At 68.4% G+C, this 21,602-nt stretch carries 16 protein-coding genes; 9 read left to right on the top strand and 7 right to left on the bottom strand.

Features of this window, described 5'->3' with window-relative positions:
* The first annotated feature begins 58 nt into the window (after positions 1–58).
* From OOK40_RS27620 to OOK40_RS27605, 4 genes are all read left to right on the top strand, one after another.
* Positions 59–2,335, top strand: a complete 2,277-nt coding sequence (locus OOK40_RS27620) for a DUF6571 family protein (RefSeq protein ID WP_266487028.1) — start codon at positions 59–61, stop codon at positions 2,333–2,335.
* 10 nt (positions 2,336–2,345) lie between these two features.
* A complete protein-coding gene (locus tag OOK40_RS27615) occupies positions 2,346–3,092 on the top strand; it encodes a hypothetical protein (protein ID WP_266487027.1) in 747 nt (248 codons plus the stop codon).
* 366 nt (positions 3,093–3,458) lie between these two features.
* A complete protein-coding gene (locus OOK40_RS27610; RefSeq protein WP_266487026.1) occupies positions 3,459–5,309 on the top strand; it encodes a SpoIIE family protein phosphatase in 1,851 nt (616 codons plus the stop codon).
* A 105-nt stretch (positions 5,310–5,414) separates the two neighbouring features.
* Positions 5,415–6,881, top strand: a complete 1,467-nt coding sequence (locus tag OOK40_RS27605) for a catalase (RefSeq protein ID WP_323136123.1) — start codon at positions 5,415–5,417, stop codon at positions 6,879–6,881.
* A 65-nt stretch (positions 6,882–6,946) separates the two neighbouring features.
* On the opposite strand, the gene OOK40_RS27600 is transcribed toward OOK40_RS27605, so the two are convergent.
* On the bottom strand, positions 6,947–9,172 hold the full coding sequence (locus OOK40_RS27600) for a transglycosylase domain-containing protein (protein WP_266487022.1): 2,226 nt from the start codon (positions 9,170–9,172) through the stop codon (positions 6,947–6,949).
* 249 nt (positions 9,173–9,421) lie between these two features.
* Here OOK40_RS27600 and OOK40_RS27595 point away from each other — a divergent pair, with 249 nt between their 5' ends.
* Both OOK40_RS27595 and OOK40_RS27590 read left to right on the top strand, forming a co-directional pair.
* Positions 9,422–10,357: an SPFH domain-containing protein gene (locus tag OOK40_RS27595; protein WP_266487021.1), complete on the top strand. Its 936-nt coding sequence runs from the start codon at positions 9,422–9,424 to the stop codon at positions 10,355–10,357.
* Positions 10,354–10,578, top strand: a complete 225-nt coding sequence (locus tag OOK40_RS27590) for a hypothetical protein (RefSeq protein WP_266487020.1) — start codon at positions 10,354–10,356, stop codon at positions 10,576–10,578. The genes OOK40_RS27595 and OOK40_RS27590 overlap by 4 nt, the downstream gene beginning before the upstream one ends.
* A 167-nt stretch (positions 10,579–10,745) precedes the next feature.
* Here the strand turns inward: OOK40_RS27590 and OOK40_RS27585 are convergent, their stop codons facing one another.
* The 4 genes from OOK40_RS27585 to OOK40_RS27570 form a co-directional block, all read right to left on the bottom strand.
* Entirely contained in the window at positions 10,746–11,177 is a 432-nt protein-coding gene (locus OOK40_RS27585; protein ID WP_266487019.1) for a hypothetical protein, read from the bottom strand.
* Positions 11,178–11,182: 5 nt separating this feature from the next.
* Positions 11,183–11,557: a roadblock/LC7 domain-containing protein gene (locus tag OOK40_RS27580; RefSeq protein ID WP_266487018.1), complete on the bottom strand. Its 375-nt coding sequence runs from the start codon at positions 11,555–11,557 to the stop codon at positions 11,183–11,185.
* A 42-nt stretch (positions 11,558–11,599) separates the two neighbouring features.
* A complete protein-coding gene (locus tag OOK40_RS27575) occupies positions 11,600–12,535 on the bottom strand; it encodes a MarR family transcriptional regulator (protein ID WP_266487017.1) in 936 nt (311 codons plus the stop codon).
* Between the two features lie 222 nt (positions 12,536–12,757).
* Positions 12,758–13,729, bottom strand: a complete 972-nt coding sequence (locus tag OOK40_RS27570; RefSeq protein ID WP_266487016.1) for a hydrogen peroxide-inducible genes activator — start codon at positions 13,727–13,729, stop codon at positions 12,758–12,760.
* 142 nt (positions 13,730–13,871) lie between these two features.
* Here OOK40_RS27570 and OOK40_RS27565 point away from each other — a divergent pair, with 142 nt between their 5' ends.
* The 3 genes from OOK40_RS27565 to OOK40_RS27555 all read left to right on the top strand — a co-directional run bounded on the left by OOK40_RS27565 (position 13,872) and on the right by OOK40_RS27555 (position 16,811).
* Positions 13,872–15,455: a recombinase family protein gene (locus OOK40_RS27565; RefSeq protein ID WP_266487014.1), complete on the top strand. Its 1,584-nt coding sequence runs from the start codon at positions 13,872–13,874 to the stop codon at positions 15,453–15,455.
* Positions 15,456–15,702: 247 nt separating this feature from the next.
* Positions 15,703–16,272 (top strand): peroxiredoxin, encoded by a 570-nt coding sequence (locus OOK40_RS27560; RefSeq protein WP_266487013.1) that lies wholly within the window; start codon positions 15,703–15,705, stop codon positions 16,270–16,272.
* Between the two features lie 5 nt (positions 16,273–16,277).
* Positions 16,278–16,811 (top strand): alkyl hydroperoxide reductase, encoded by a 534-nt coding sequence (locus OOK40_RS27555; protein ID WP_266487681.1) that lies wholly within the window; start codon positions 16,278–16,280, stop codon positions 16,809–16,811.
* A gap of 67 nt (positions 16,812–16,878) precedes the next feature.
* Here the strand turns inward: OOK40_RS27555 and OOK40_RS27550 are convergent, their stop codons facing one another.
* Both OOK40_RS27550 and OOK40_RS27545 read right to left on the bottom strand, forming a co-directional pair.
* On the bottom strand, positions 16,879–18,150 hold the full coding sequence (locus OOK40_RS27550; RefSeq protein WP_266487012.1) for a hypothetical protein: 1,272 nt from the start codon (positions 18,148–18,150) through the stop codon (positions 16,879–16,881).
* A 14-nt stretch (positions 18,151–18,164) separates the two neighbouring features.
* Positions 18,165–21,530 carry a PQQ-binding-like beta-propeller repeat protein gene (locus OOK40_RS27545; RefSeq protein ID WP_266487011.1) on the bottom strand — a complete coding sequence of 1,122 codons (3,366 nt, stop codon included), beginning with the start codon at positions 21,528–21,530 and terminating at the stop codon, positions 18,165–18,167.
* Positions 21,531–21,602: the final 72 nt, after the last annotated feature.

The following is a 21,602-nucleotide window of genomic DNA, read 5'->3' as shown; positions in this document are numbered from 1 at the left end:
ACGCGCTGCGCTTCGGCAGCTTCGCCAAACTCGGTGAGGCCGTCACGCACTGGACCGGATGATCGCCAAGCTCGAGAGCCTCAAGAGCGATGCCGACAAGCAGCTCCGGGGGCGGGCCGAGAAGGCCGACTGGTCCGGCTACAACGCCACAGTCACCCGCGAGTTCATCGGCAAGACGGCGCTGGAGTTCGCCGACGCCGTCACGCAGGCAACCTCCATCCGCAACGTGCTTCGGGACACCCGCGATGAGTTGGTCGGCCATCAGAAGCAGCTCAACGAGGCCATCGAGCGCGGCCTGAAGAAGAACCTCACAGTGACGTCCACCGACAGCGGCTTCACGGTCACGATGAACATCCATCCCGACCGCGCGGCCAGGGGCACCACGGTGCCCGAGCACACGCCCGAAGACGCGGAGAAGCTCTGCTCGGAGGTCGAGCGCATCCTGAAGGCGGCGAGCGAGAGCGACGACACCGCGGCCGACGTTCTGATCGCGCTCGTCGACCAGACGGACGAGGGTTTCGCCAAGGGGAAGCCGTACGGGGACCGGGACCAGGCGGCCGAGGCGATGAAGGACGCGAAGGACGCGGCCGCCATCTACGCCAAGGGCTCGGATGCGACGAACACCGAGCTGGCCCGGCTGAACACCTACCTGAAGAACGGAAAGAACGATCCACTGTTCGCGGAGACGTTCGCGACAAAGGTCGGCGCGGAAAAGGGGATGAACCTGTATGCCGCGCTCGCGAACGACAGCCAGTTCTATGTGCACCCGCGTTCCCGCCAGGGCTTGTCGGACGAGCAGAAGGAGCGAATGAAGCTTCTGGGCGCGCTGGAGACCGAACTGGGGAACACGTTCGCAACGGCGACCCAGTCGGACAGCAAGGGCATGGACACCTGGAAGAAGGAAATGATCGCGGCCGGCGGCAAGGACGTCGGCACCCCGGGTCAGCACCCCGTGTACGGCTTCCAGGTCATGAGCAACCTGATGCGCCACGGCACGTACGAGCAGGACTTCCTGACCGACTACGGCCGGGAGCTCATTGCCTACGAGAAGGAGAACACGAAGGACGAATACGGCGGCCTGCAGCGCAGAGTGAGCCGCGAGGACGTCCTGCCGTGGGACCGCTCGGGCGGCTATGAGCACCTGCACTTCGGCGCCGACAACGACGGCGGCCGGGACCCGATGACGGGCTTCATGGAGGCCCTCGGCCACAACGCCGAAGCATCCACCGAGTTCCTCGGCTCGGACAGCAACTTCGACTACCTCACCGAGGGCCGCGCATGGCCGGAGGACCACGCCACCCAGAAGGCGAACGGGATCGCGGGCTACGACTCGCTGGGCCACGCACTGGAATCGGCGACGAAGGGAGCGGCCTACGACGCCCACCCTCCGCAGCTGCACCGCGACGCCGACACGGCGGCGGTCGCCGAGAAGGTCGTGGAGCGCTACGGACAGGACCCCGAGTACAAGGGCGACAAGCAGACGGGGCTGAGCGGGGCGGAGCTGCTGGCGAAGCAGGAGGGGATAGGCGACAGTCTCGGGCGGATCGGGGCGGCGTACATCGACGACATCAACTGGGGGCTCAACGGGGGCGCCGACAAATCGCTGTACGCGCTCGACAACGGAGGGCGCGCCAACCTCGATGAACGAGCGCACTTCGACCGGGATGCGCTGACGCCGTTCCTGAGCACGCTCGGACAGGACCCCGACGCCTACGCGGACCTGGGCACGGCCGAGCAGGCGTATACGACGTCGATGATTGAGAAGTACCCGCCGACAATGAAAGACGGGGTTCTGGACTCCGTCGACACGGAAACCGCGCTCAGGACCGGGGCAGAGGTGCAGGGGATCCTCGACACCTCACGTGCCGAGGAGATCAAGGCGGACGGTGCGGCGGCCGACGAGAAGTACAACAAGGCCATCGACGCGCGCATCGAACGGGACAAGATGATCGCGGGGCTGGCCACCGGTGGGATGTTCTCGCTCGTGCCCACCCCCGGGGCCGGCGCCGCAGCGACAGTCATCCCGATCGTGGCCGACGGTGCCGAGGGGATCACCGGCGGCCTGATTGAGGCCAACCTGGACAAGTACGCGGAGTCGCAGCACCGGGACAACGCCGGCAAGTACCACGGCGAGGCGAAGGGAGTGTTCGAGCGGGGCTACGAGGCATCCTGGCAGCCTGCCTACTCCCTGCTGGAGCGCGCCGACGCCTCGTCCGACTGGCCTGATAAGGACTACCGCGTTCTGCAGGAGACTCTGATGCGTGCACAAGACGTCGGCTACGGCGCGGGTAGCGGCAACGAAGAGAAGCTCGGCCAACTGCCGACGCCGGGGTGAGGAAGTCCGAATGACAGCAGCAATCCGCAGGCACCGAGGCGTCCACACCTCGGCCCTGTTGGCTCTCTCGCTGACGCTGGGCGGCTGCTCCGGCTCGGAGACGGAGCGAGCGACGCCTTCCCCTTCGCCCCAGGCGCTGCCGCCTTCGAAGGTCTGCGGTGGGCTCCTCAGCGGTACTGGCGGCAAGGCACTCGTCGAGCTCAGGGGCGCCGAGCAATTTGTCGACGTCGAGCAGTCCAACATGGCTGAGTTGACGCCTTCCGCAGCGGCGCGGCAGCTGAGGACGGCGGGGGCGTCGGCGCCCGGGGGCAAGCGCAGGTATCTGTGCCTAGCCAGGACCGATGATCAGTTCAAGGATGGTAACTTCAACATCTCCGTCGCCTGGGAGCGGCTGAAGCCCGGCGACGACAAGCGCGGGAGCAGCAAGCCCGGGAGCAGCAACCGACGGCTCGGATTCGACCTCGCCCCAAGGACCGGTAAGCCCGGTTACGTCCCGTACGCAAACGCCTCCGCGGCATCGGCCTTCGCCTTCTTCGCCTGCCCAACCGGGGACGGCAAAAAGGGCGGCGTCGTCCTCGCGATCGATCTGATGAGCCTCTGGTTGGCGCCCCTCGGCAGGGAGGACCGGGCTCCCGAGCGGCTCGTCCGCGTCATCCATCCCGTCGCGGTGAAACTGGCGCAGGAGATGGGCTGCCTCGCCGAGAGCAGGCTCCCCGTGAATCTGGGCGAGCTGACCCCCCTCCCGGCGGACAACTGACCGCCGCTTCCGGCGCGCGACGTCAATGTGCGCATGTGAAGTGGCTGGTTCCGGTACGGGAACACCCCCCGGCACATGCGACCTCGTGAGACTCTTGATGCGCCCCCTGGGGGCAAACGTAGGATCGTCGTCCGCAAGGCTGCGCCGTTTCGGCAACCGTTGAGCGCAGCACACGACCTGACCGTAAGTCATCACGAGGCAGTGCCGAGGGGGTGGAGCTGTGCCGGATGCCCGCCATCTTGTCGACGCCGCCCGCAGAGCGGTTGTTTCGCCCGGGGGCTCGGGGGTTATCCCCCGAGGTAGCACAGCACCGCCCCACGAGGTGATCGCATCGCACAACCGGCCCGGACGGACGGAACCCCACGAGTGACGGAGCAGCCCACCTCCCACGAAGGCCGGCAGCCCCTGGCTGCCCGGCCGCACGAACGCACCCGGCCGCGGTCGGAGGCGCCCGGCCCATCGGCCGTGCCCTCGCCCGCCGGTCCCCCGCAGGACCTGGCGGGGACGGCACGCCGCGAAGGCGACCGGCTGCGTTTCGTGGGGGCGGCGACGCGCCGCATCGCACGCGGGATAGATCTGGACGAGATCGTCCTCGGGCTGTGCAGGGCGACCGTGCCGACCTTCTCCGACGCGATCCTCGTCTATCTCCGCGACCCGCTGCCGGTGGGCGACGAGCGGCCCGTTTCGCCGTTCGTGCTGCGCCTGCGCCGTACCGACAGGCTGCGTTTAGCCGGTGAGGACGCCGATCTCGGTGCCGCTGTGCCGATCCCGGTCCTGGACCCGCAGACCGACCTCTCGCCGACCGCAGAGCTGTGCGAGGTGCGGTCCGGCGGTGCGCTCTCCGAGGTGCTGCGCGGGGTGCGGCCGGTCTTCGGCGACTCCGCGGCGGCCCGGGCCGCGCTGCCCGAGCTGCTGGGCGACGGCCGTACGGTGCCCAGCGGTCATCGCGCGATACTGGCCCCGCTCCGCGGCAGGCGCCGGGTGATCGGCGCCGCCGTCTTCCTGCGCCGTCCCGACCGGCCCGCCTTCGAGCCCAACGACCTTCTGGTCGCGGCCCAGTTGGCGACCCACACCGCACTCGGCATCGACAAGGCGGTGCTGTACGGACGGGAGGCGTACATCGCCGACGAGCTGCAGCGCACGATGCTGCCGGACTCGCTGCCCCAGCCGACCGGTGTCCGGCTCGCCTCGCGCTATCTGCCGGCCGCAGAGACGGCCCGCGTCGGCGGCGACTGGTACGACGCGATCCCGCTGCCCGGCAGCCGGGTGGCGCTGGTCGTCGGCGATGTCATGGGCCACTCCATGACCTCGGCCGCGATCATGGGCCAGCTGCGGACCACCGCACAGACCCTCGCCGGGCTCGACCTGCCGCCGCAGGAGGTTCTGCACCACCTCGACGAGCAGGCCCAGCGGCTGGGCACCGACCGGATGGCGACCTGCCTGTACGCCGTCTACGACCCCGTCGCACACCGCATCACCATTGCCAACGCCGGCCACCCGCCGCCCATCCTGCTGCACCTGGGCGGGCGGGCCGAGGTGCTGCGCGTACCGCCGGGAGCGCCCATCGGCGTGGGCGGGGTGGACTTCGAGGCCGTGGAGCTGGACGCCCCGGCCGGCGCGACCCTGCTGCTGTACACCGACGGTCTGGTCGAGTCCCGGCTGCGCGACGTGTGGACGGGGATCGAGCAGCTGCGGGAGCGTCTTGCCGCCACCGCCCAGCTGACCGGGCCCGACCACTCGCCGCCGCTGGAGGCCCTGTGCGACGACGTGCTCGACATGCTCGGCCCGGGTGACCGCGACGACGACATCGCGCTGCTCGCGGCCCGCTTCGACGGGATCGCGCCAAGTGATGTCGCGTACTGGTTCCTGGAGCCGGAGGACGCCGCCCCGGGCCGCGCCCGCCGCCTCGCCCGCAGGGCGCTGGCCCGCTGGGGCCTGGAGGAGCTGAGCGATTCGGTGGAGCTGCTGGTCAGCGAGGTGGTGACCAATGCCGTGCGGTATGCGGAGCGACCGGTGACGCTGCGGCTGTTGCGTACGGACGTACTGCGCTGCGAGGTCGGCGACGACTCCCCGCAGCTGCCCAGACAGCGGCGGGCACGCGACACCGACGAGGGCGGTCGCGGACTGTTTCTGGTGAACCGGCTGGCCAGACGGTGGGGGGCCACCCGCCTGTCGACCGGCAAGGTCGTCTGGTTCGAGCTGCCTACCCGTACGTAGCCAATTTCTGGACCCTGTCCAAGGTTGCCCCCGTCGCAGCTGCGGAGTTGACTGGAGCACACGGCCGAAGCGACCACAGTCCCTTTTATGGATGGGAGGACGCTCGTGACCGAGACAACCCCCAAGACTCCGTACACGACGAGCAACTCCGGCATCCCGGTGGAGAGCGACGAGCACTCGCTCACCATCACCGCCGACGGCCCGATCCTGCTCCAGGACCACTACCTCATCGAGAAGATGGCCCAGTTCAACCGGGAACGGGTCCCCGAGCGGGTGGTCCACGCCAAGGGCGCGGGAGCGTACGGGATCTTCGAAGTAACCAATGACGTGAGCCAGTTCACCAAGGCCGACCTGTTCCAGCCGGGCAGGCGCACCGAGATGCTGGCCCGATTCTCGACGGTCGCGGGTGAGCAGGGCTCCCCGGACACCTGGCGCGACCCCCGCGGCTTCGCCCTCAAGTTCTACACGGAGCACGGCAATTACGATCTGGTCGGCAACAACACGCCGATCTTCTTCGTACGCGACCCGCAGAAGTTCCAGGACTTCATCCGCTCGCAGAAACGCCGCCCGGACAGCGGGCTGCGCGACAACGACATGCAGTGGGACTTCTGGACGCTGTCCCCCGAGTCCGCGCACATGGTGACGTGGCTGATGGGTGACCGCGGCATCCCCAAGAACTACCGCCACATGAACGGCTACAGCTCGCACACCTATCTGTGGGTCAACGGCGGCGGCGAGAAGTTCTGGGTGAAGTACCACGTGAAGACCGACCAGGGCGTCGACTTCCTCACCCAGGCGGAGGCCGACGATCTGGCCGGCCGTGACGGGGACGTCCACCGCCGCGATCTGTACGACGCGATCGCGTCCGGCAACGCCCCGAGCTGGACCATGAACGTCCAGGTCATGCCCTTCGAGGATGCCCCGGACTACCGCTTCAACCCCTTCGACCTGACCAAGGTGTGGCCGCACGGCGACTACCCCCTGATCGAGGTCGGCCGGATGACGCTCAACAAGAACCCGGAGAACTATTTCGTCCATATCGAGCAGGCCGCCTTCGAGCCCTCGAACCTGGTGCCCGGCATCGGCCCGTCGCCGGACAAGATGCTGCTCGGCCGTCTCTTCTCGTACCCGGACACCCACCGGTACCGCATCGGCCCGAACTACAACCAGCTGCCGCCCAACAGGGCACGCTCGCAGGTGAATTCGTACGCCAAGGACGGCCCCATGCGGTACGACGCCGCGAACACCGCGCGGCCGTACGCCCCGAACTCCTACGGCGGCCCGACGGCCGACGTGGGGAACTTCGGCGAGCCGGCCGGCTGGGCGACGAAGGCCGGCGAGATGGTGCGCGAGGCGTACACGCTGCACCGCGAGGACGACGACTGGGGCCAGCCGGGCACCATGGTCCGCCAGGTGCTCGACGACGCGGCCCGTGACCGGCTGGTGTCGAACGTCAGCGGGCATCTGCTCGCCGGCGTCTCCAGGCCGGTTGTGGACCGGGCGCTGCAGTACTGGCGCACCATCGACAAGGAGCTGGGCGACCGTATCGCCAGCAAGGTGAACGGCGGCTGAGCCCGCACCGCACATGACAGTGCCCGCGGATCGGACGATCCGCGGGCACTGTCGGGCGCCAACAGCTACGGCCTGATGACGGGATTGGCGTTCGGCCCGCCGGAGTCGCCGTCACCGGGATCGGTGGGCGTAATGATGGTCGGCGTGTCCGTCGGTGTCTGGGTCGGCTCGTCCGTCGGTGTCTTGGTGGGCTTTTCCGTCGGTGTCTTGGTCGGCTTCTTCGTCGGAGTCTTGGTCGGCCCCTTGGACGGAGTCTGCGAAGGCGTCTGGGACGGGGTGTCGGTCGGCGTCGGGTCCGGGTCCGCCGTCGCGCCCTCCTCGACCTCCAGGTCGAACTCGGCGGCAGCGGCCTCGTCGTCGAGCGCGCCCGTCGTGTACTGCTGCCAGATCTTCGCCGGGACACCGCCACCGTTGGCGCGGCCCTCGTTGACGGTGTCGGTCAGCGTGACCTGCCCGCCCTTGGGGTCCTCGCCGAACAGGGCGACAGCGGTGACCAGTTCGGGGGTGTAGCCCACGAACCAGGCCGAGCGGTTGTTCTCCGAGGTACCGGTCTTGCCCGCCGCCTGGTAGTCGCCGGCCGCGTTGGTGCCCGAGCCGGACTTCACGACGCCCGTCATGGCTGCGGTCGTGGTGTCCGCCGCCTCGCGGCTGATGGCCTGGTCGCCGTGGCCTTCCGGCTTGTCCAGAGTGCCGTCGCGGACCTGATGCTCGGCGGACTTCACAATGGCCGGCGCCACCTTCTTGCCATGGTTGTCGAAGGTCGCGTACACCCCGGCCATGTCCCAGGTGGATGCGCCCATCGTGCCGAGCGACATCGCCGGCTGCTCCGGCCAGCCCTTGCCTTCCTTCATGCCCATGGCGAGCGCGGTCTTCTTCGCCTTGGCCGGGGTGACGTCCACGATCATCTGCGCGAATACGGAGTTGATCGAGCTGTTCGTCGCCCGCTGGACGCTGACCATGCCGTAGTCCCGGTCGTCCTCGTTCTCCGGGGCGAAGGGGACGTCACTGCCCTCGACGGGCCGCTTGCTCGTGCCGTCGTACTTGGTGTTGAGGCCGATCTTCAGGCCGTCCTGGGTCTCGGCACCGTTCTCCAGGGCGGAGGCGAGGACGACGGGCTTGAAGGTCGATGCGGGCTGGTAGTCGCGGCGGGTGGCGTTGGACAGCCAGTGCTCGGTGGCGCCTTTGCCGCCGTAGAGCGCGACGACATGACCGGTCTTCGGGTCGACCGAGGTCGCGCCCGCCTGGACGGTCGCGTCACGCTCGTCCTTCTCGCGTTCGAGCCTGGTTTCGAGCTGCTTGTCGACCGCCTTGACCAGGGCCTTCTGGCGCTTCTCGTCGATGTTGAGGGTGATCGTCCAGCCGCCGGCCTTGATCTCCTCCTCGCTGATGCCCCGCCGCTCCAGCTCGGCGTTGGCCGCATCGACGAGGTAGCCGAGCTGGCCCCCCATGCCGGGGGCGGCTCTGGGGACCTTGGGCACGGGGAACTTCAGGCCCGTGCGCTTGCCGGAGTCGAGCCAGTCCTCCTCGACCATGTTGTCGAGTACGTAGTTCCAGCGCTCTTTGACCAGGTTCTTGCCGGTGTCCGAGGCGACGGCCCAGTCGTACTGGCTGGGAGCCTGGAGGAGAGCCGCGAGATAGGCGCCCTCGGCGACGTTCAGGTCCTTGGCGTCCTTGCGGTAGTACGCCTGGGCCGCGGCCTGGATTCCGTACGCGTTGCGGCCGTAGTAGCTGGTGTTGATGTACCCGGCCAGGATCTCCTTCTTGCCCTTCTTCTGGTCCACCTTGAGGGAGATGACCAGTTCCTTGAGCTTGCGGGTGACCGTCTGATCCTGGTTCAGGTAGTAGTTCTTGACGTACTGCTGGGTGATGGTCGAGCCACCCTGCTTGCCCTTGCCCGTGAGGGTGTTCATCAGGCCGCGTGCGGTGCCCTTGAAGTCGACTCCGGAGTCGTTGTAGAAGCTCTTGTTCTCGGCCGCGACGAAAGCGTCCTGAACGTCCTTGGGGATCTTGTCGAGCTCGACGATCTCGCGGTTGATCTTGCCGGTGCGGGTGAGGATCTTGCCGTTGCTGAACTTGTAGACGTTGCTCTGCATCTCGGCCTGGGCGTTGGCCGAGGGCACGGGAACCATCAGATAGATCACGAAGAACGCGCCCATCACCAGCAGGCAGAGGCCGAAGAAGGTGCCCAGCAGCTTCCTCCAGGTGAAGAAGCGCCGTATGCCGGTGGGCTTGGCTTTCTTCGCCCGGCGCGCGCCGCGCTGCCGGGCCTGCCGCTCTTCCGCTCGGCCCATCGCTTCGTTGCTCCAGTCGTCGTTTTCTGTGGTCTCGTGGCCGGAACCGGCCCGGAATCAGCTCAGAAAGCTAACACCGCTCGTACAGACAAAGGGCAACCGATCCGGTCTTTTCCGGACGTGAGAATCAGCACCCCGTCTCATGGAACCGACTCATGAGAGGTGCGCAGGGTTGCGATGCCTGTTAAAGTGATATCACTATGCTAAGGCGTCGACGGAGGTCGCCGACGTCACAAACGGGGAGCGAACATGCCTGCCACCAGCACTTCGACCGTGGACGACCTGCCGCAGATGCCGACGCCACAGGTTCGTGAAATTCCGGCGCACAGCATCGGCGGGGGACTCGCCCTGCTGCTGGGGCTGCTCGGCCTCGGCGGCGGAGTGGCACTCATCGTGATAGGCGCCTCCGCCGACGCGGCCGGCACGAAGGCGGCCCTGATAGTCCTCGGGATCGTGATCGCGCTCGCCGCGTTCTTCGCGATGTGCGGACTGAACACGGTCGCGCCGGGCGAGGCGCGGGTGGTCCAGCTCTTCGGGCGCTACCGGGGCACGATCCGTACGGACGGACTGCGCTGGGTCAACCCGCTCACCTCGCGGACCAAGATCTCGACGCGGGTGCGGAACCACGAGACCGCCGTCCTGAAGGTCAACGACGCGTACGGCAACCCGATCGAACTCGCCGCGGTCGTGGTGTGGAAGGTCGAGGACACCGCGCAGGCGCTGTTCGAGGTCGACGACTTCCTGGAGTTCGTCTCGACGCAGACCGAGGCGGCCGTACGGCACATCGCCATCGAGTACCCCTACGACGCGCACGACGAGGACGGCCTGTCGCTGCGCGGCAACGCGGAAGAGATCACGGAGAAGCTGGCCATCGAGCTGCACGCGCGCGTGGAGGCGGCGGGCGTCCACATCATCGAGTCCCGCTTCACGCACCTCGCGTACGCGCCGGAGATCGCGTCCGCGATGCTGCAGCGCCAGCAGGCGGGCGCGGTGGTCGCGGCACGGCGGCAGATCGTGGACGGCGCGGTCGGCATGGTCGAGGCGGCGCTGGCCAGGCTCCAGGAGCGGGACATCGTGGAACTCGACGCGGAACGGAAGGCGGCGATGGTGTCGAATCTGATGGTGGTGCTGTGCGGTGACCGTGCGCCCCAGCCGGTCCTCAATACGGGCACGCTCTACCAGTGACGCCGCCGCCCGAACGCAAGCAGGTGCTGCTGCGGCTCGACCCGGCGGTGTACGAGGCGCTGGCGCGGTGGGCCTCGGACGAGCTGCGCAGCGCGAACGCGCAGATCGAGTTCGTGCTGCGCCGCGCCCTGTCGGACGCGGGCCGCCTGCCGGGCGGCGTCGGGCCACTCCCGCGACGGGGCCGCCCGCCGGCGGCGGGGCCGCGGGACGACGCGGAGTAGCTCCCGCCCGCCGGGCGGCGCAGGTCCGCTTTCTTCGCCCCACCCAGCCCCTTCCCATGACCGGGGGCAAGCCAGACCCCCCGTACGCCTTCGGTCGTGTCCTCGAAATGCCGGACGGGCTGGATGTGCGGCCGCGCCGCACATCCAGCACCAAGGGACCGGCGGGATCAGATCCCGCCGAACTCCTTCATCACCCGCCTGGCCTGGGCGAAGAGCATGCCCACGTTCACCGACTTGCGGCACACCGCGACCACGACGACGTCCTGGCTCTCGTTCATGCGGATGAACAGATGGGTCAAGTTGTCGCTGTTCACGAGGATTTCCTGGAAGTAGTGCTGATCGGTATTGACGCCCCTGCGTTCCTTGAAGACGTCCTCGATCATCACCACCGTGCGCCCCTGGAACAGGTCCAGCGTCGCTCCGGCGAGCAGGTCAAGCACCTCCGGCGGATGACTGTCGACGGTCTCGTACGACAGGAGCATGCCGGTCGCCAGGTCGACGACACCGGCCGCCAGACAGTCGGGCGTCTCGGACCTCATGGCCTTCACCAGGGCCATGACTTGGTCCGAGAACCCCTGGGCCATGCGCTTCGTCGCCATGCGCGTTACTTCCCTCCGGACAGGATGGCTCCGATGCGGTTCAGCATCGGCTGGGATTCGAGGTGGAGCCGTTCGACGTCGAGGCCTTCGTCACCGAGCACCACCATCAGGGCGGTGTCACCCACCGCGTAGACGGCCGCACAGCCCCGGTTTCCGTAGGCGACCGTGCGCCGCAGGGATCCGCGGCCGGTCGCCGCTGCCGTACGCCGGGCAAGACCGAGGCCGGCCGCGGCGAGCGCGGCGAGGCCGTTCGGTTCGATGGCGTCCTCTGTGTCGGCCGCGATGAGCAGCCCGTCGACGGCCACCACCGCCGTATCGGTAATTCCTGGTATCTGGTCGCGGAGTCCCTTCATTTCCCCGGCCAGAGCATTATGATCCATTCACTGAACCCTCTCGCACATGTGCTTGATTTCCCCGGCCCTTCAGGAGTCCGCGACCCCGGAATTCGCTGTCCGGGTACGACTTCGAAATCGGAAGAGCCCTTTCCAGCTCGTCGCGGAAACGTCCGCGGCGAGAGTCTTCTCCGTGATCCCGCTGGCCCCGGGGGTGCGGCGGGGCAGCTCCCCGGCCGTGTCCCCAACATCCGGGGCGACGGCCGGACGCCGCGGCACCGGAGCCTGCGTCGCCCACACGCGCGGAACGCCGGTCCCCGCACTGCGCGTGACCCGCTCCAGCAGCCCCTCGGCGAGCATCCGGGAGATCTCCACGGTCACGTGGTAGACGCCTCGGCCGATCATGAAGGCGATGTCCCGCGGGGTGCGCCTGCCGTCGGCGAGATAGAGGATCTCCTTCCTGTGGGGCGCCAGGTCCTCGGCCGGGCCGTCGACGCCGCGGCGGACGACGACCCGCTCCCGGTCGGGCAGGACCGCGTGGGGCATCGCGGCGAGAGCGGCGAGTTTCCTGCCCGCATCGTCGAGCAGCCGCAGCGGGTCCTCACCCGGGCCGACCGGGACCAGCGGGCCGCTCTCGGGATCGGCGAGGCAGTCGCCCATGTCTCCCGCGAGGACGGCGAAGACCGCGTCCTGCAGGGCCATCGCGGATACGACCTGGAGTTCGGCGGCGCCGATGTGCCCGCGCGCCACCAGTTCGGCGACGGGCCTGCGCGAGTCCCTGCCCACCGGGACCAACGCGGCCCAGTCCGCCTCGCTGACCCGGCCGGAGCGCAGCAGCAGCGTCTCGATTCCGGGGGCTCCGGGGCTCTCGACCGCGACCACGCCGCCCTGCCGGAGATGGAACACGCCGCCCGGCCGGCCGCACACCCGCAGGACCATGGTCGATCCGGCCGCGCGGCACTGGGCCAGCGCGAGAGAGAGCATGCCCTGTCCGGCGCGGTGAAGGGATTCGCGAATGTCCGGCATCACTCCCCCTTGGCAGCCGCGCCCATCGATTCAGCGCCCATGAATTTCAGGGCACACGAATTTCAGGACACATGAATTTCGCACTGGTGCCTGACATATGACACCGAGGGGGTATGTGTATCAGCCGCGGAGGCGCATCTTCCGCCAGTCATGCAATATGACCGAAGCTGCAATGTCCCCGCCGGTCAAAGACCGTCGTCGATCAGAAAACCGACCGCCTACTTAAGAGTCAGCTCCGCCTCGGGCCCCGGCGGAGAGCACCCGGACCGGAAGCACCGCCATCGCCTCCCGCAGTGCCTGCGCGAACTCCACGAACTCTCCTTGGCGTGCCGCACCCGCGCGCATCGCCAGGGCGATCCGTCGCGCGGGAGCCGGCTCCGCGAAGTACCCCGTCTGCAGCCGCCCGCCCCGGCCGGTCTCGACGTCGACCGCCGTACGCGGCAGCAGCGTCACGCCGAGCCCGCCCGCGACCAGCTGCACGAGGGTCGACAGGCCCGCGGCGGTCGTGGTCACCGGAGCACCCTCGGTGCGTCCGGCCTCACGGCAGATGTCGAGGGCCTGGTCGCGCAGGCAGTGCCCCTCGTCGAGCAGCAGCAGATGCAGCTCGCGCAGTGCCTCGCGCGGGATGTCCTGCCGCCCGCCCAGCCAGTGGTCATCGGGAGTGACCAGCACAAAGTCCTCGTCGAACAGCGGCAGTTCGGTCACTCCGGGCACCCCGAGCGGCACGGCGAGCAGCAGCAGATCGAGCCGCCCGGCCCCGAGCCCCTCCAGCAGCGAGGAGGTCTGTTCCTCGTGGACCTGGAGATCGAGGTCGGGGTAGCGGTCGTGCACGAGCCGCAGCACATTCGGCAGAAGATAGGGAGCGACGGTCGGGATCACACCGAGCCTGAGGACTCCGGTGAAGGGGGCGCGTACCGCCTCGGCCTCCTCCATCAGCTCACCGACCGCCTCCAGCACCGCCTTGGCGCGCACCGCGAGCCGCTCCCCGGCCGGGGACAGCAGCACCCTGCGGGTCGTACGCTCCAGCAGCTGGACACCCAGTGCCACCTCCAGGGCGGACACGGCCCCCGAGAGTGCGGGCTGACTCATCCCGATTGCTGCCGCGGCGTCCCGGAAGTGCAGATGCTCCGCCACGGCCGCGAAGGCGCGCAGCTGCGCGAGACTCGGCTGTTTGAGCCTTTTCGCCGTACGCACTGACACCCACTGATAACTAGCCCCGATCGCGATGACCGAGTCTAGCGACTTCCGCGAATAAGTGGAGGGTCGCCTTCGAGTGATAGATCACCACTTATCAGTACACGTAATTTACAATGACCGCCATGGCGAGAATCACGGCGTGACCTGCACCGATACCGCTCACGCGGGCGATCGGGCAGGCCGGGGGAGGGGGTACGACGTGATACCTGTCGGCTCGTACGGTCGGCTGTCAGAGGACAAGGCCCTGAAATCACGCACCACCAGCCGGAAGGAAGGGGAGCAGGTAGCCGACCAGCTCAAGAGGAACGAGCAGTTCGCGACCAAGTCGGGTTGGACCATCGTCCGCGAGTACAACGACAACAACACCCCAGCCTCCGACCCGCTGATAGTCCGGCCAGAGTTCGAACAGATGCTGAAGGACCTGGCGAGCGGTGCCATTCGTGGCATCGTTTTCACACACGCCGACCGCCTCGCGCGTCTTGAGTTCGACGCGGCGCGTATCAATCGCCTCTACCTCATCAACCCGAAGCTCGTCGGCCGCGCCGTCGACGGCGGTACCGATCTGTCCACGATCGAGGGCCGCAGCATGTTCATGGTGCAGGCCACTATGGGCGGTGTGGAGGTCGCGAACACCAAGCGCCGAGTCAGCGGGACGAACAAGGCCAACGCCGAGCGAGGCCGGATGCACGGAGCCCCCCGACCCTTCGGGTGGGCAAGTGACCGCAAGACCCTGCATGACAAAGAGGCGGCGGTCCTGCGCGCAGGCATCCTGGCGGTACCCGGGGGCAAGACAGTTGGCCAGATCCGCAAGGAGTGGATCGCCCTCGGCTACAAACCGAAGGTGACGAAGCGACGCAGGAATGACGGCAGTAACGAGTACAGCCTCCAGCACTCCACTGTTGAGGCGCGATTGGTCAACCCTCGAGTCTGCGGCTTTCAAACCTACTTGCCACAGGCGGAGCGTCGCGGGAGCAAGAAGCCGTGGATGCCCGACCACGTCGTCTACAAGAGCGGCAAGCCCGTACCTGGTGACTGGGAAATCATCTTCTCGCCCGAAGAGTGGGCGGCCTGCGCCGAAGAGATTGAAAGGCGCAAGAACGCTCGCAAGGGAGGGGGCGACAAGCCGCACGACACCAGCCAGAAGTACCTCCTGAGCGGGATCGCCCGGTGCGGCTTGTGCTCGTTCCCCATGAACTCCAACTGGTATCCCAGGGGTACCAGTTCATACGTGAAGTATGGCTACAGGTACGCCTGCCTCACCAACCTCGGCGGTTGCGGAGGCATCACCCGCGTCGGTCCGCCCATCGAAGACCTCGTAACTGCCGTCTACCTCGACGAGGTACGACGCAGCCTCGGCGTCGGCAATGCGCCCGAAAAGATCGACGAGACGCAGAACGATGAGCGACTCGCAGAGATCGCTCAGGAGATGAACGAGGTCAACGAACGCCGCAGAGCGAAGCGCATCTCCATGACCCAGACCCTCGACCTGATCGAGGAGCTGGAGGAGGAACGCGACAAGCTCACTCGTGAGCGCCGCAAGCTCCTGGCATCCAGAGTGCAGCGCCAGGACGCCTCGCAAGACCTTCTGCGGGACTGGTCGGATTACAGCATTCCGGAGAAGAAGCACTGGCTGAGGCAAAGCATCCGGGCTGTCCTCATCCATCCGGCTGGGCGAGGAAAGAGGTTCGACCCCGAGCTCATCGAAATCGTTTGGGCAGGGTGACTAAAGCCCCTCCCGGGGAGCGAGGAGGTCTTCCTATTCGCCACGCCACACCGGGCAATGCGCCGAACTTCGGGGGTCGAACCGGATGGAACCTCCTCGATCTTGCCCGAGGCACACGATAAGCAACATCGATCAATCAGAGCCGCTTGGCCTATTTCCGTGATCAATAGCCTCCGTGACAGGGTGGGCCCCAGTCCAACCCCCCACGTAAGTCCCTTTTGAGGCTTACGTCGCTTCAAGGAGTTCAATGCTCACCGTCGGTGACCAGTTTCCCGAGTTCGACCTCATGGCCTGCGTGTCCCTGGAGACGGGCAAGGAGTTTGAGCGCATCGATCGCGATTGGCTGAAGCGCAATCGCGACGAAAAAGGTTGGTTGGTGGCCTTCGCGTGGCCCAAGGACTTCACCTTCGTCTGCCCCACCGAGATCGCGGCCTTCGGCAAGCTGAACGACGAGTTCGCCGACCGTGACGCCCAGATCCTCGGCTTCTCCGGCGACTCCGAGTTCGTCCACCACGCCTGGCGCAAGGACCACGCCGACCTGCGTGACCTGCCCTTCCCGATGATGGCCGACTCCAGGCACGAGCTGATGCGCGACCTCGGCATCGAGGGCGAGGACGGCTTCGCGCAGCGCGCCGTCTTCATCGTCGACCCGAACAACGAGATCCAGTTCACGATGGTGACCGCCGGCTCCGTCGGCCGTAACCCCAAGGAGGTCCTGCGGGTGCTGGACGCCCTGCAGACCGACGAGCTGTGCCCGTGCAACTGGACCAAGGGCGAGAACACCCTCGACCCGGTCGCGCTCCTGTCGGGCGAGTGATTGAGATGTCCCTCGACACCCTCAAGTCCGCGGTCCCGGACTACGCCAAGGACCTGAAGCTGAACCTCGGTTCGGTCATCGGCAACAGTGAGCTGCCTCAGCAGCAGCTCTGGGGCACCGTCCTGGCCTGCGCGATCGCCTCGCGCTCCTCGAAGGTGCTGCGCGAGCTGGAGCCCGAGGCCATGGCCAACCTCTCCCCCGAGGCGTACACCGCCGCCAAGTCGGCCGCCGCCGTCATGGCGATGAACAACGTCTTCTACCGGACCCGGCATCTGCTGTCGGACCCGGAGTACGGGACGCTTCGCGCGGGTCTGCGGATGAACGTCATCGGCAACCCGGGTGTGGAGAAGGTCGACTTCGAGCTGTGGTCGCTCGCCGTCTCCGCGATCAACGGCTGCGGTCAGTGCCTCGACTCGCACGAGCAGGTGCTCCGTAAGGCCGGTGTGGACCGCGAGACGATCCAGGAGGCCTTCAAGATCGCCGCGGTGATCCAGGCGGTCGGTACGACCCTGGACGCGGAAGCCGTCCTGGCCGAATAAGGCCGATGTACGAAGGCACCTGCGCCCGGCTTCGAGCCGGGCGCAGGCGCCTTTGTCGTAACGACCGCTATGGCACGAGGAGTTGGCCCGCCGCCAGCGCCGAGGCCACCGTGCCTCCGGCCACCACGGCCGAGGCCGCGAACAGCGGAACCCTCCGCGTCCAGGTGCGCAGGGCCGGGGATCGGGAGACGCGGTCCAGCAGCGCGTCACGGCCGCGCAGCACGATCAGGCCGACGCCGGTGAGCGTCAGGGCCATACCGGCGCCGAAGGCGGCGACCATCGCCAGGGCGATGCCGACCTTGCCGGTGAGCAGCCCGGTCAGCAGCACCAGGAAGGCGGACGGCGAGGGCAGCAGTCCGCCGGATGCACCGAGGAGGACGAGACCTCGCCAGGTGAGCAGGGAGGCCGCGTCCGGGATCTCATGGCTGTGACCGTGGTCGTGACCGTGCCCGTGCCCGTGGTGGTGGTCGTGCCCGTGGTGGTGGTCGTGCCCGTGGTCGTGATGGTGCTTGCGTCGGCGCACATGCTTCCGCAGCAGGCTCACCCCCACCCCCGCCACCACCAGCGCCGCGATCAGCTGCAGCCACCCCGTCACGGCCGCCATGTCCGGCGTGCCCTTCGCCGCCAGCCACCAGCCGACGGCCAGGACCGCGACCGAGAGCGTGTGCATCACGGCGACGATGCCGCCCAGCCACACCGCGTCGCGCGGTCTGCCACCGGCGCCCACCAGGTACCCGGCGGCCAGCGACTTTCCGTGCCCGGGCGCGCAGGCGTGCAGCGCGCCCACGGCCGCCGAGAGGAGCAGCGCCACCGGGAGGGCCGGTCCGCGGTCCAGGAGCGACGCCAGGTCGGTGGTCCAACCGCCGTCGGACGCGGATGAGTTGCTCCCTCCTCCCGCCGATGTGAGGGAGAGTTCCCGCGTGGGCTCCTTCGCCGTGTGCAGTCCCCCGCCGCCCAGATCCGTCACGGAGAGCGTGCGGTACGCGGGGTCGATGTCCGTCAGCGCCGTGACCGTCAGGGTGATCCTGTCCACCGGCCGCGGACAGGCGAAGTGGAGCTTCGTCCCCTCCGCACTCTCGACACGGCATGGGCTGCCGTCCTGGCGTACGACGATGTGCGAGCGCAGATAGCCCGTCACATCGCCGCCGGAGTCCTTCGTCAGGACGGCGACATCGTCCTTCTGCGCGGACCAGGCCGCGTCCACGGCCGAGCCCTTCGCCTCGACCCGGACGACGGGCGGTGTGCCGAAGGGGTGCGCCTGGGCCGTCCCCGCGCTGCCGAAGAGCAGCGCGGGGACGGCGGCCAGGACGAGCAGCACCCCGGTGCGGAGTGATCGCACAGTGGTGCTTCCCCTCAGTCCCTGCGTGCGGCCAGCGCGTGGACCGTGCCGTCGTCCGTCAGGGCGACGATCCAGTCACCGCTCACGGCCAGGGCGGAGGCCACACCCGCACCGAGGTTGTACGACGCGATCTGCTTGCCGTCGGCCCGGTCCAGGACGAGCAGTCGCCCGTCCCACGTCCCCACGTACACAAGGGACTCCGTCACCAGCGGGTGTATCGTCGGAGAGCCGTCGCCCACCGAACAGCCCATGGCCAGGCGCCACTTGTCGTCCAGCGGGCTCTCCCCCGGCAGATAGCCGGACTTGGACTCCCACACCGGGTTCGACGGGTCGGCCGCGCTCGTGTCATAGGCGCGTACGACACCGTCGCGGCCCGCGACATAGGCGGTCGCGCCCCACACGGCCGGGCTGGTGATCGCGGCGGGACCCGGCTCGCAGACGCTGCGGCCGCCCAGCTTGGACTCCCAGGTCACCGCGCCCGTCTTCGGGTCGTGGCCACGGGTGCCGGAAGCCGTGTTCGTCACCAGCTTCGCCGCGCCGCCCGAGGCCGTCGGGTCGGTCAGGACGGGCGACGAGTGGCTGTCGATGCCGCCCGCGGTGTCCTTCGCCCACAGCTGCTTGCAGCTCGCGAGGTCCATGGCGATGACGCTGTTGCTCGACATGGAGTGCAGATAGGCGGTGTTGGAGCCGGGCTCGCGGATTGCCGTGCTGTGAGCCTGGCCCCAGGAGAACGCTGCCCCGAACCCGCCGGGCAGCAGCCCGCCGGTCTCGGCGTCCCGGCAGCGGATCATGCTCGCGTCCTGGTAGACGGCGACCGTACGGTCGTCCCCGCCCGTGAGTCCGAAGACGCTGACCGGTCCGCCCGCGCGGCCGTAACGGCGCACGGTGTCGCCGTGAGCCTCCTCGCGGTCGATCGACTGCCAGGCGATACCGCCGTCCTCGGTGTCGAGCGCGTAGACGCGTCCGACACCGGTCGTCAGATACACCTTGCCGTCGTGGAGAGTCGGCGCCGACTCGGCGTCGCCGTCCAGGTACGTACGCCAGACCTCACGCCCGGAGGCGATGTCGTAGGCGAGCATCATGCTGTGCGGCGAGTCGAAGGCGCGGGACGAGACGATCAGCTTGCCGTCCGCGATCACCGAGCCGTTGAGGTTGAACTGCTCTCCGGTGTGCCGGGCCCACTTGAGGTCGAGCCTCGCGCCCGGCTCGTCGCCGCTCGCGGACCGCCCGGCCTCGTTGCCGCCCTGCCGCAGCCAGTCCTGCCCGGTCTTCGGCTTCGCGAGCTCAACGTCGCGTACGACCTCGAAGGTGTTCCTCACCTCCGGGAACTTCTTGCCCTGCGTGTCGTAGGCGACCGTCTCGGCGGTGTACGTGCCCGGCCGCAGCCCGGTCACCTTGCCGCTCGCCCGGGTCCAGGCGCCGCGTGCGTCGGGGCAGAGCTCGGGCTCGCCACCGGGAGGGGTGTAGCAGTTCTCGATGCCGGGCCGCGCCGCTCCCTTTCCGAAGCGCACAGTCGTGTACGTCACCACATTGCCGCGGCTGTTGCGTACGGTCAGCGACGCCTTCGCGGGCGTGCGGCCGTCGTCCTCCGCGTACACCTCGACGGGGACACCGGCCCTCGCCCCGTGCACGCTGTTCTGCGCCGGGCTGACCAGCGCGGAGTCGTCGTCGATGTCGAACTGCCGGTGGATTCCGGTCACATGGCCGGTGTCCTCGTTACGATATGTGCGCGGATTGTCCGTGATGCCGCTGAAGTCGAGGACTTTGTAGTCGGGGTGGGCGCCGTCGATGCCGTACGTGCCCTGGTTGTTGATCTCGACGGACCGCTTGAAGGCGCCGCGCCGGAACTCGGCCTGCTGGTTGTGGCCTGCCGCGACCATCCGTACGTCGTACTTGGCCAGCTCGTCGATGGTCGGCTGCATGCCCGCGCCGGGGCCCCACTGGGTGAACAGCGAGCGGTGCGCGAAGACGAACACCTGCTTGCCGACCGCGTGCCGGGCGAGGTCCCTGCGCAGCCACTCCAGCTGCGGCTTCAGCCCGCTCGCGTCGTAGTTGTCCTCGAGTACGACGATGTGGCGGCCGTTGCGGTCGAAGCTGTACCACTCGGGGGCGAGGTTGCGGCGGTAGTACTCGAGGCTGCCTGCGTAGCCCTTGGAGGTGGCTGTGCCGCCGAAGTCGTGGTTGCCCATCACGGGGTAGAAGGGGTGGCCGAGCCGCCCCTGTTCCAGTCCCTTGCTGAACATGTCGTAGCCGCCCTGCCGTCGCGGCTCTTCCGCATAGTCCGTGACGGTCAGGTCTCCGGTCGCGATCTGCATCGTCGCGCCGTCGACCTCGGACATCGCCTGCACCTGGCCGGTCCACTGCGGCAGTGCCGTGCGGGCCTCGGCGTCGGTGCGGTTGCCGACCTCGGGGTCGGAGTTCATGACCCACTTCTCGGTGGGGTTCGACGCATTGCGGTCGGGTACGAGCGCGAAGTCGATGCCCGTACCGCCGGTCTCGGAGACCTTGTGGAAGAACTGCGGGATGTAGTCCTTGCGCAGGGCCGGAGTGTAACCGTCGGGCGAGACGATGCTGACGAGGTCGGTCTCGCGCCGGGCCGGGTCGGTCTGAAGGGTGTACGAGCCGTCCGCGCGGGTCGTTGCCCAGGCAGCTCCGTCCGTGACATCGACGCCGGGCATGGGCCGCTCGCCCCTGTCCCGCACGCCGTTGCCGTTGCCGTCCTTGAAAACGGTGCCCTCGACGGTGACGGGGGCCGGTGCCGTGTCGTCGGCGAAGGCCGCCTGGGGCGCGAGGAAGGACAGGGCGACGGCGCCCGCGGTCGCCAGCTTGAACCGGCGCCGGGTGCGACCCAGCGCGCGTACCAGGGACGGCAGCCGCCAGGCGGCGAGCAGCAGCACGACACCGGCGGCCGTGACGAGCGCGACGGTGAGCCAGGGGAACGTCGGCAGCGCGTGCGCGCCCCTGGCGTCGACGAGCGGCGTGGCGGCGGAGGCGTCGACCGCTGTGCCGTCGAACTCGACGACAACCTGCGTCAGTCCGCCCTTCTCGATCAGCGCGCTCAGGTCGAGTGCGTCGACGTGGCAGCTCCAGGCCAGCTCGATCACCACACCGCCGGGCACACCACCGTCGTCGCCGGGAACGCCCGCGCCGGTGGCGGGGCAGCCGGCCGGCAGCATCGTGGATGCCCAGGCGCCGGCCCCCGCGGGGGACACCAGGTCGCGGTGCACGATGAGGCGGCCGCTGGTGACGTTGTCGCCGGTGGCGACGACGAGTTCGGCATGCTCGCGGGAGACATGCGCAAGCGCGGGCTGGGCGCCGATGCCCAGCACGAGGAACAGCAGCGCGAGACAGAGCCCCGCTGCTGTGCGTATGTGTTTCATGGCAGCGGACGCTAGCCACCGCTGTTCGGTTTCCGGTCAGTAATGAACGACTTTCACCAGGCTGTTCGGAAG

Source organism: Streptomyces sp. NBC_01481, from assembly GCF_026339995.1.
GTDB lineage: Bacteria > Actinomycetota > Actinomycetes > Streptomycetales > Streptomycetaceae > Streptomyces.
The sequence above is the reverse complement of the archived record's forward strand: the minus strand, read 5'-3'. Positions and strand labels throughout refer to the sequence as shown.

Bases quoted from the DNA above. Each gene is read 5' to 3' on its own strand.
- OOK40_RS27620 (WP_266487028.1), top strand. From the start codon at position 59: ATGATCGCCAAGCTCGAGAGCCTCAAGAGCGATGCCGACAAGCAGCTC.
- OOK40_RS27615 (WP_266487027.1), top strand. From the start codon at position 2,346: ATGACAGCAGCAATCCGCAGGCACCGAGGCGTCCACACCTCGGCCCTG.
- OOK40_RS27600 (WP_266487022.1), bottom strand. From the start codon at position 9,172: ATGGGCCGAGCGGAAGAGCGGCAGGCCCGGCAGCGCGGCGCGCGCCGG.
- OOK40_RS27595 (WP_266487021.1), top strand. From the start codon at position 9,422: ATGCCTGCCACCAGCACTTCGACCGTGGACGACCTGCCGCAGATGCCG.
- OOK40_RS27585 (WP_266487019.1), bottom strand. From the start codon at position 11,177: ATGGCGACGAAGCGCATGGCCCAGGGGTTCTCGGACCAAGTCATGGCC.
- OOK40_RS27580 (WP_266487018.1), bottom strand. From the start codon at position 11,557: ATGGATCATAATGCTCTGGCCGGGGAAATGAAGGGACTCCGCGACCAG.
- OOK40_RS27575 (WP_266487017.1), bottom strand. From the start codon at position 12,535: ATGCCGGACATTCGCGAATCCCTTCACCGCGCCGGACAGGGCATGCTC.
- OOK40_RS27560 (WP_266487013.1), top strand. From the start codon at position 15,703: ATGCTCACCGTCGGTGACCAGTTTCCCGAGTTCGACCTCATGGCCTGC.
- OOK40_RS27555 (WP_266487681.1), top strand. From the start codon at position 16,278: ATGTCCCTCGACACCCTCAAGTCCGCGGTCCCGGACTACGCCAAGGAC.
- OOK40_RS27545 (WP_266487011.1), bottom strand. From the start codon at position 21,530: ATGAAACACATACGCACAGCAGCGGGGCTCTGTCTCGCGCTGCTGTTC.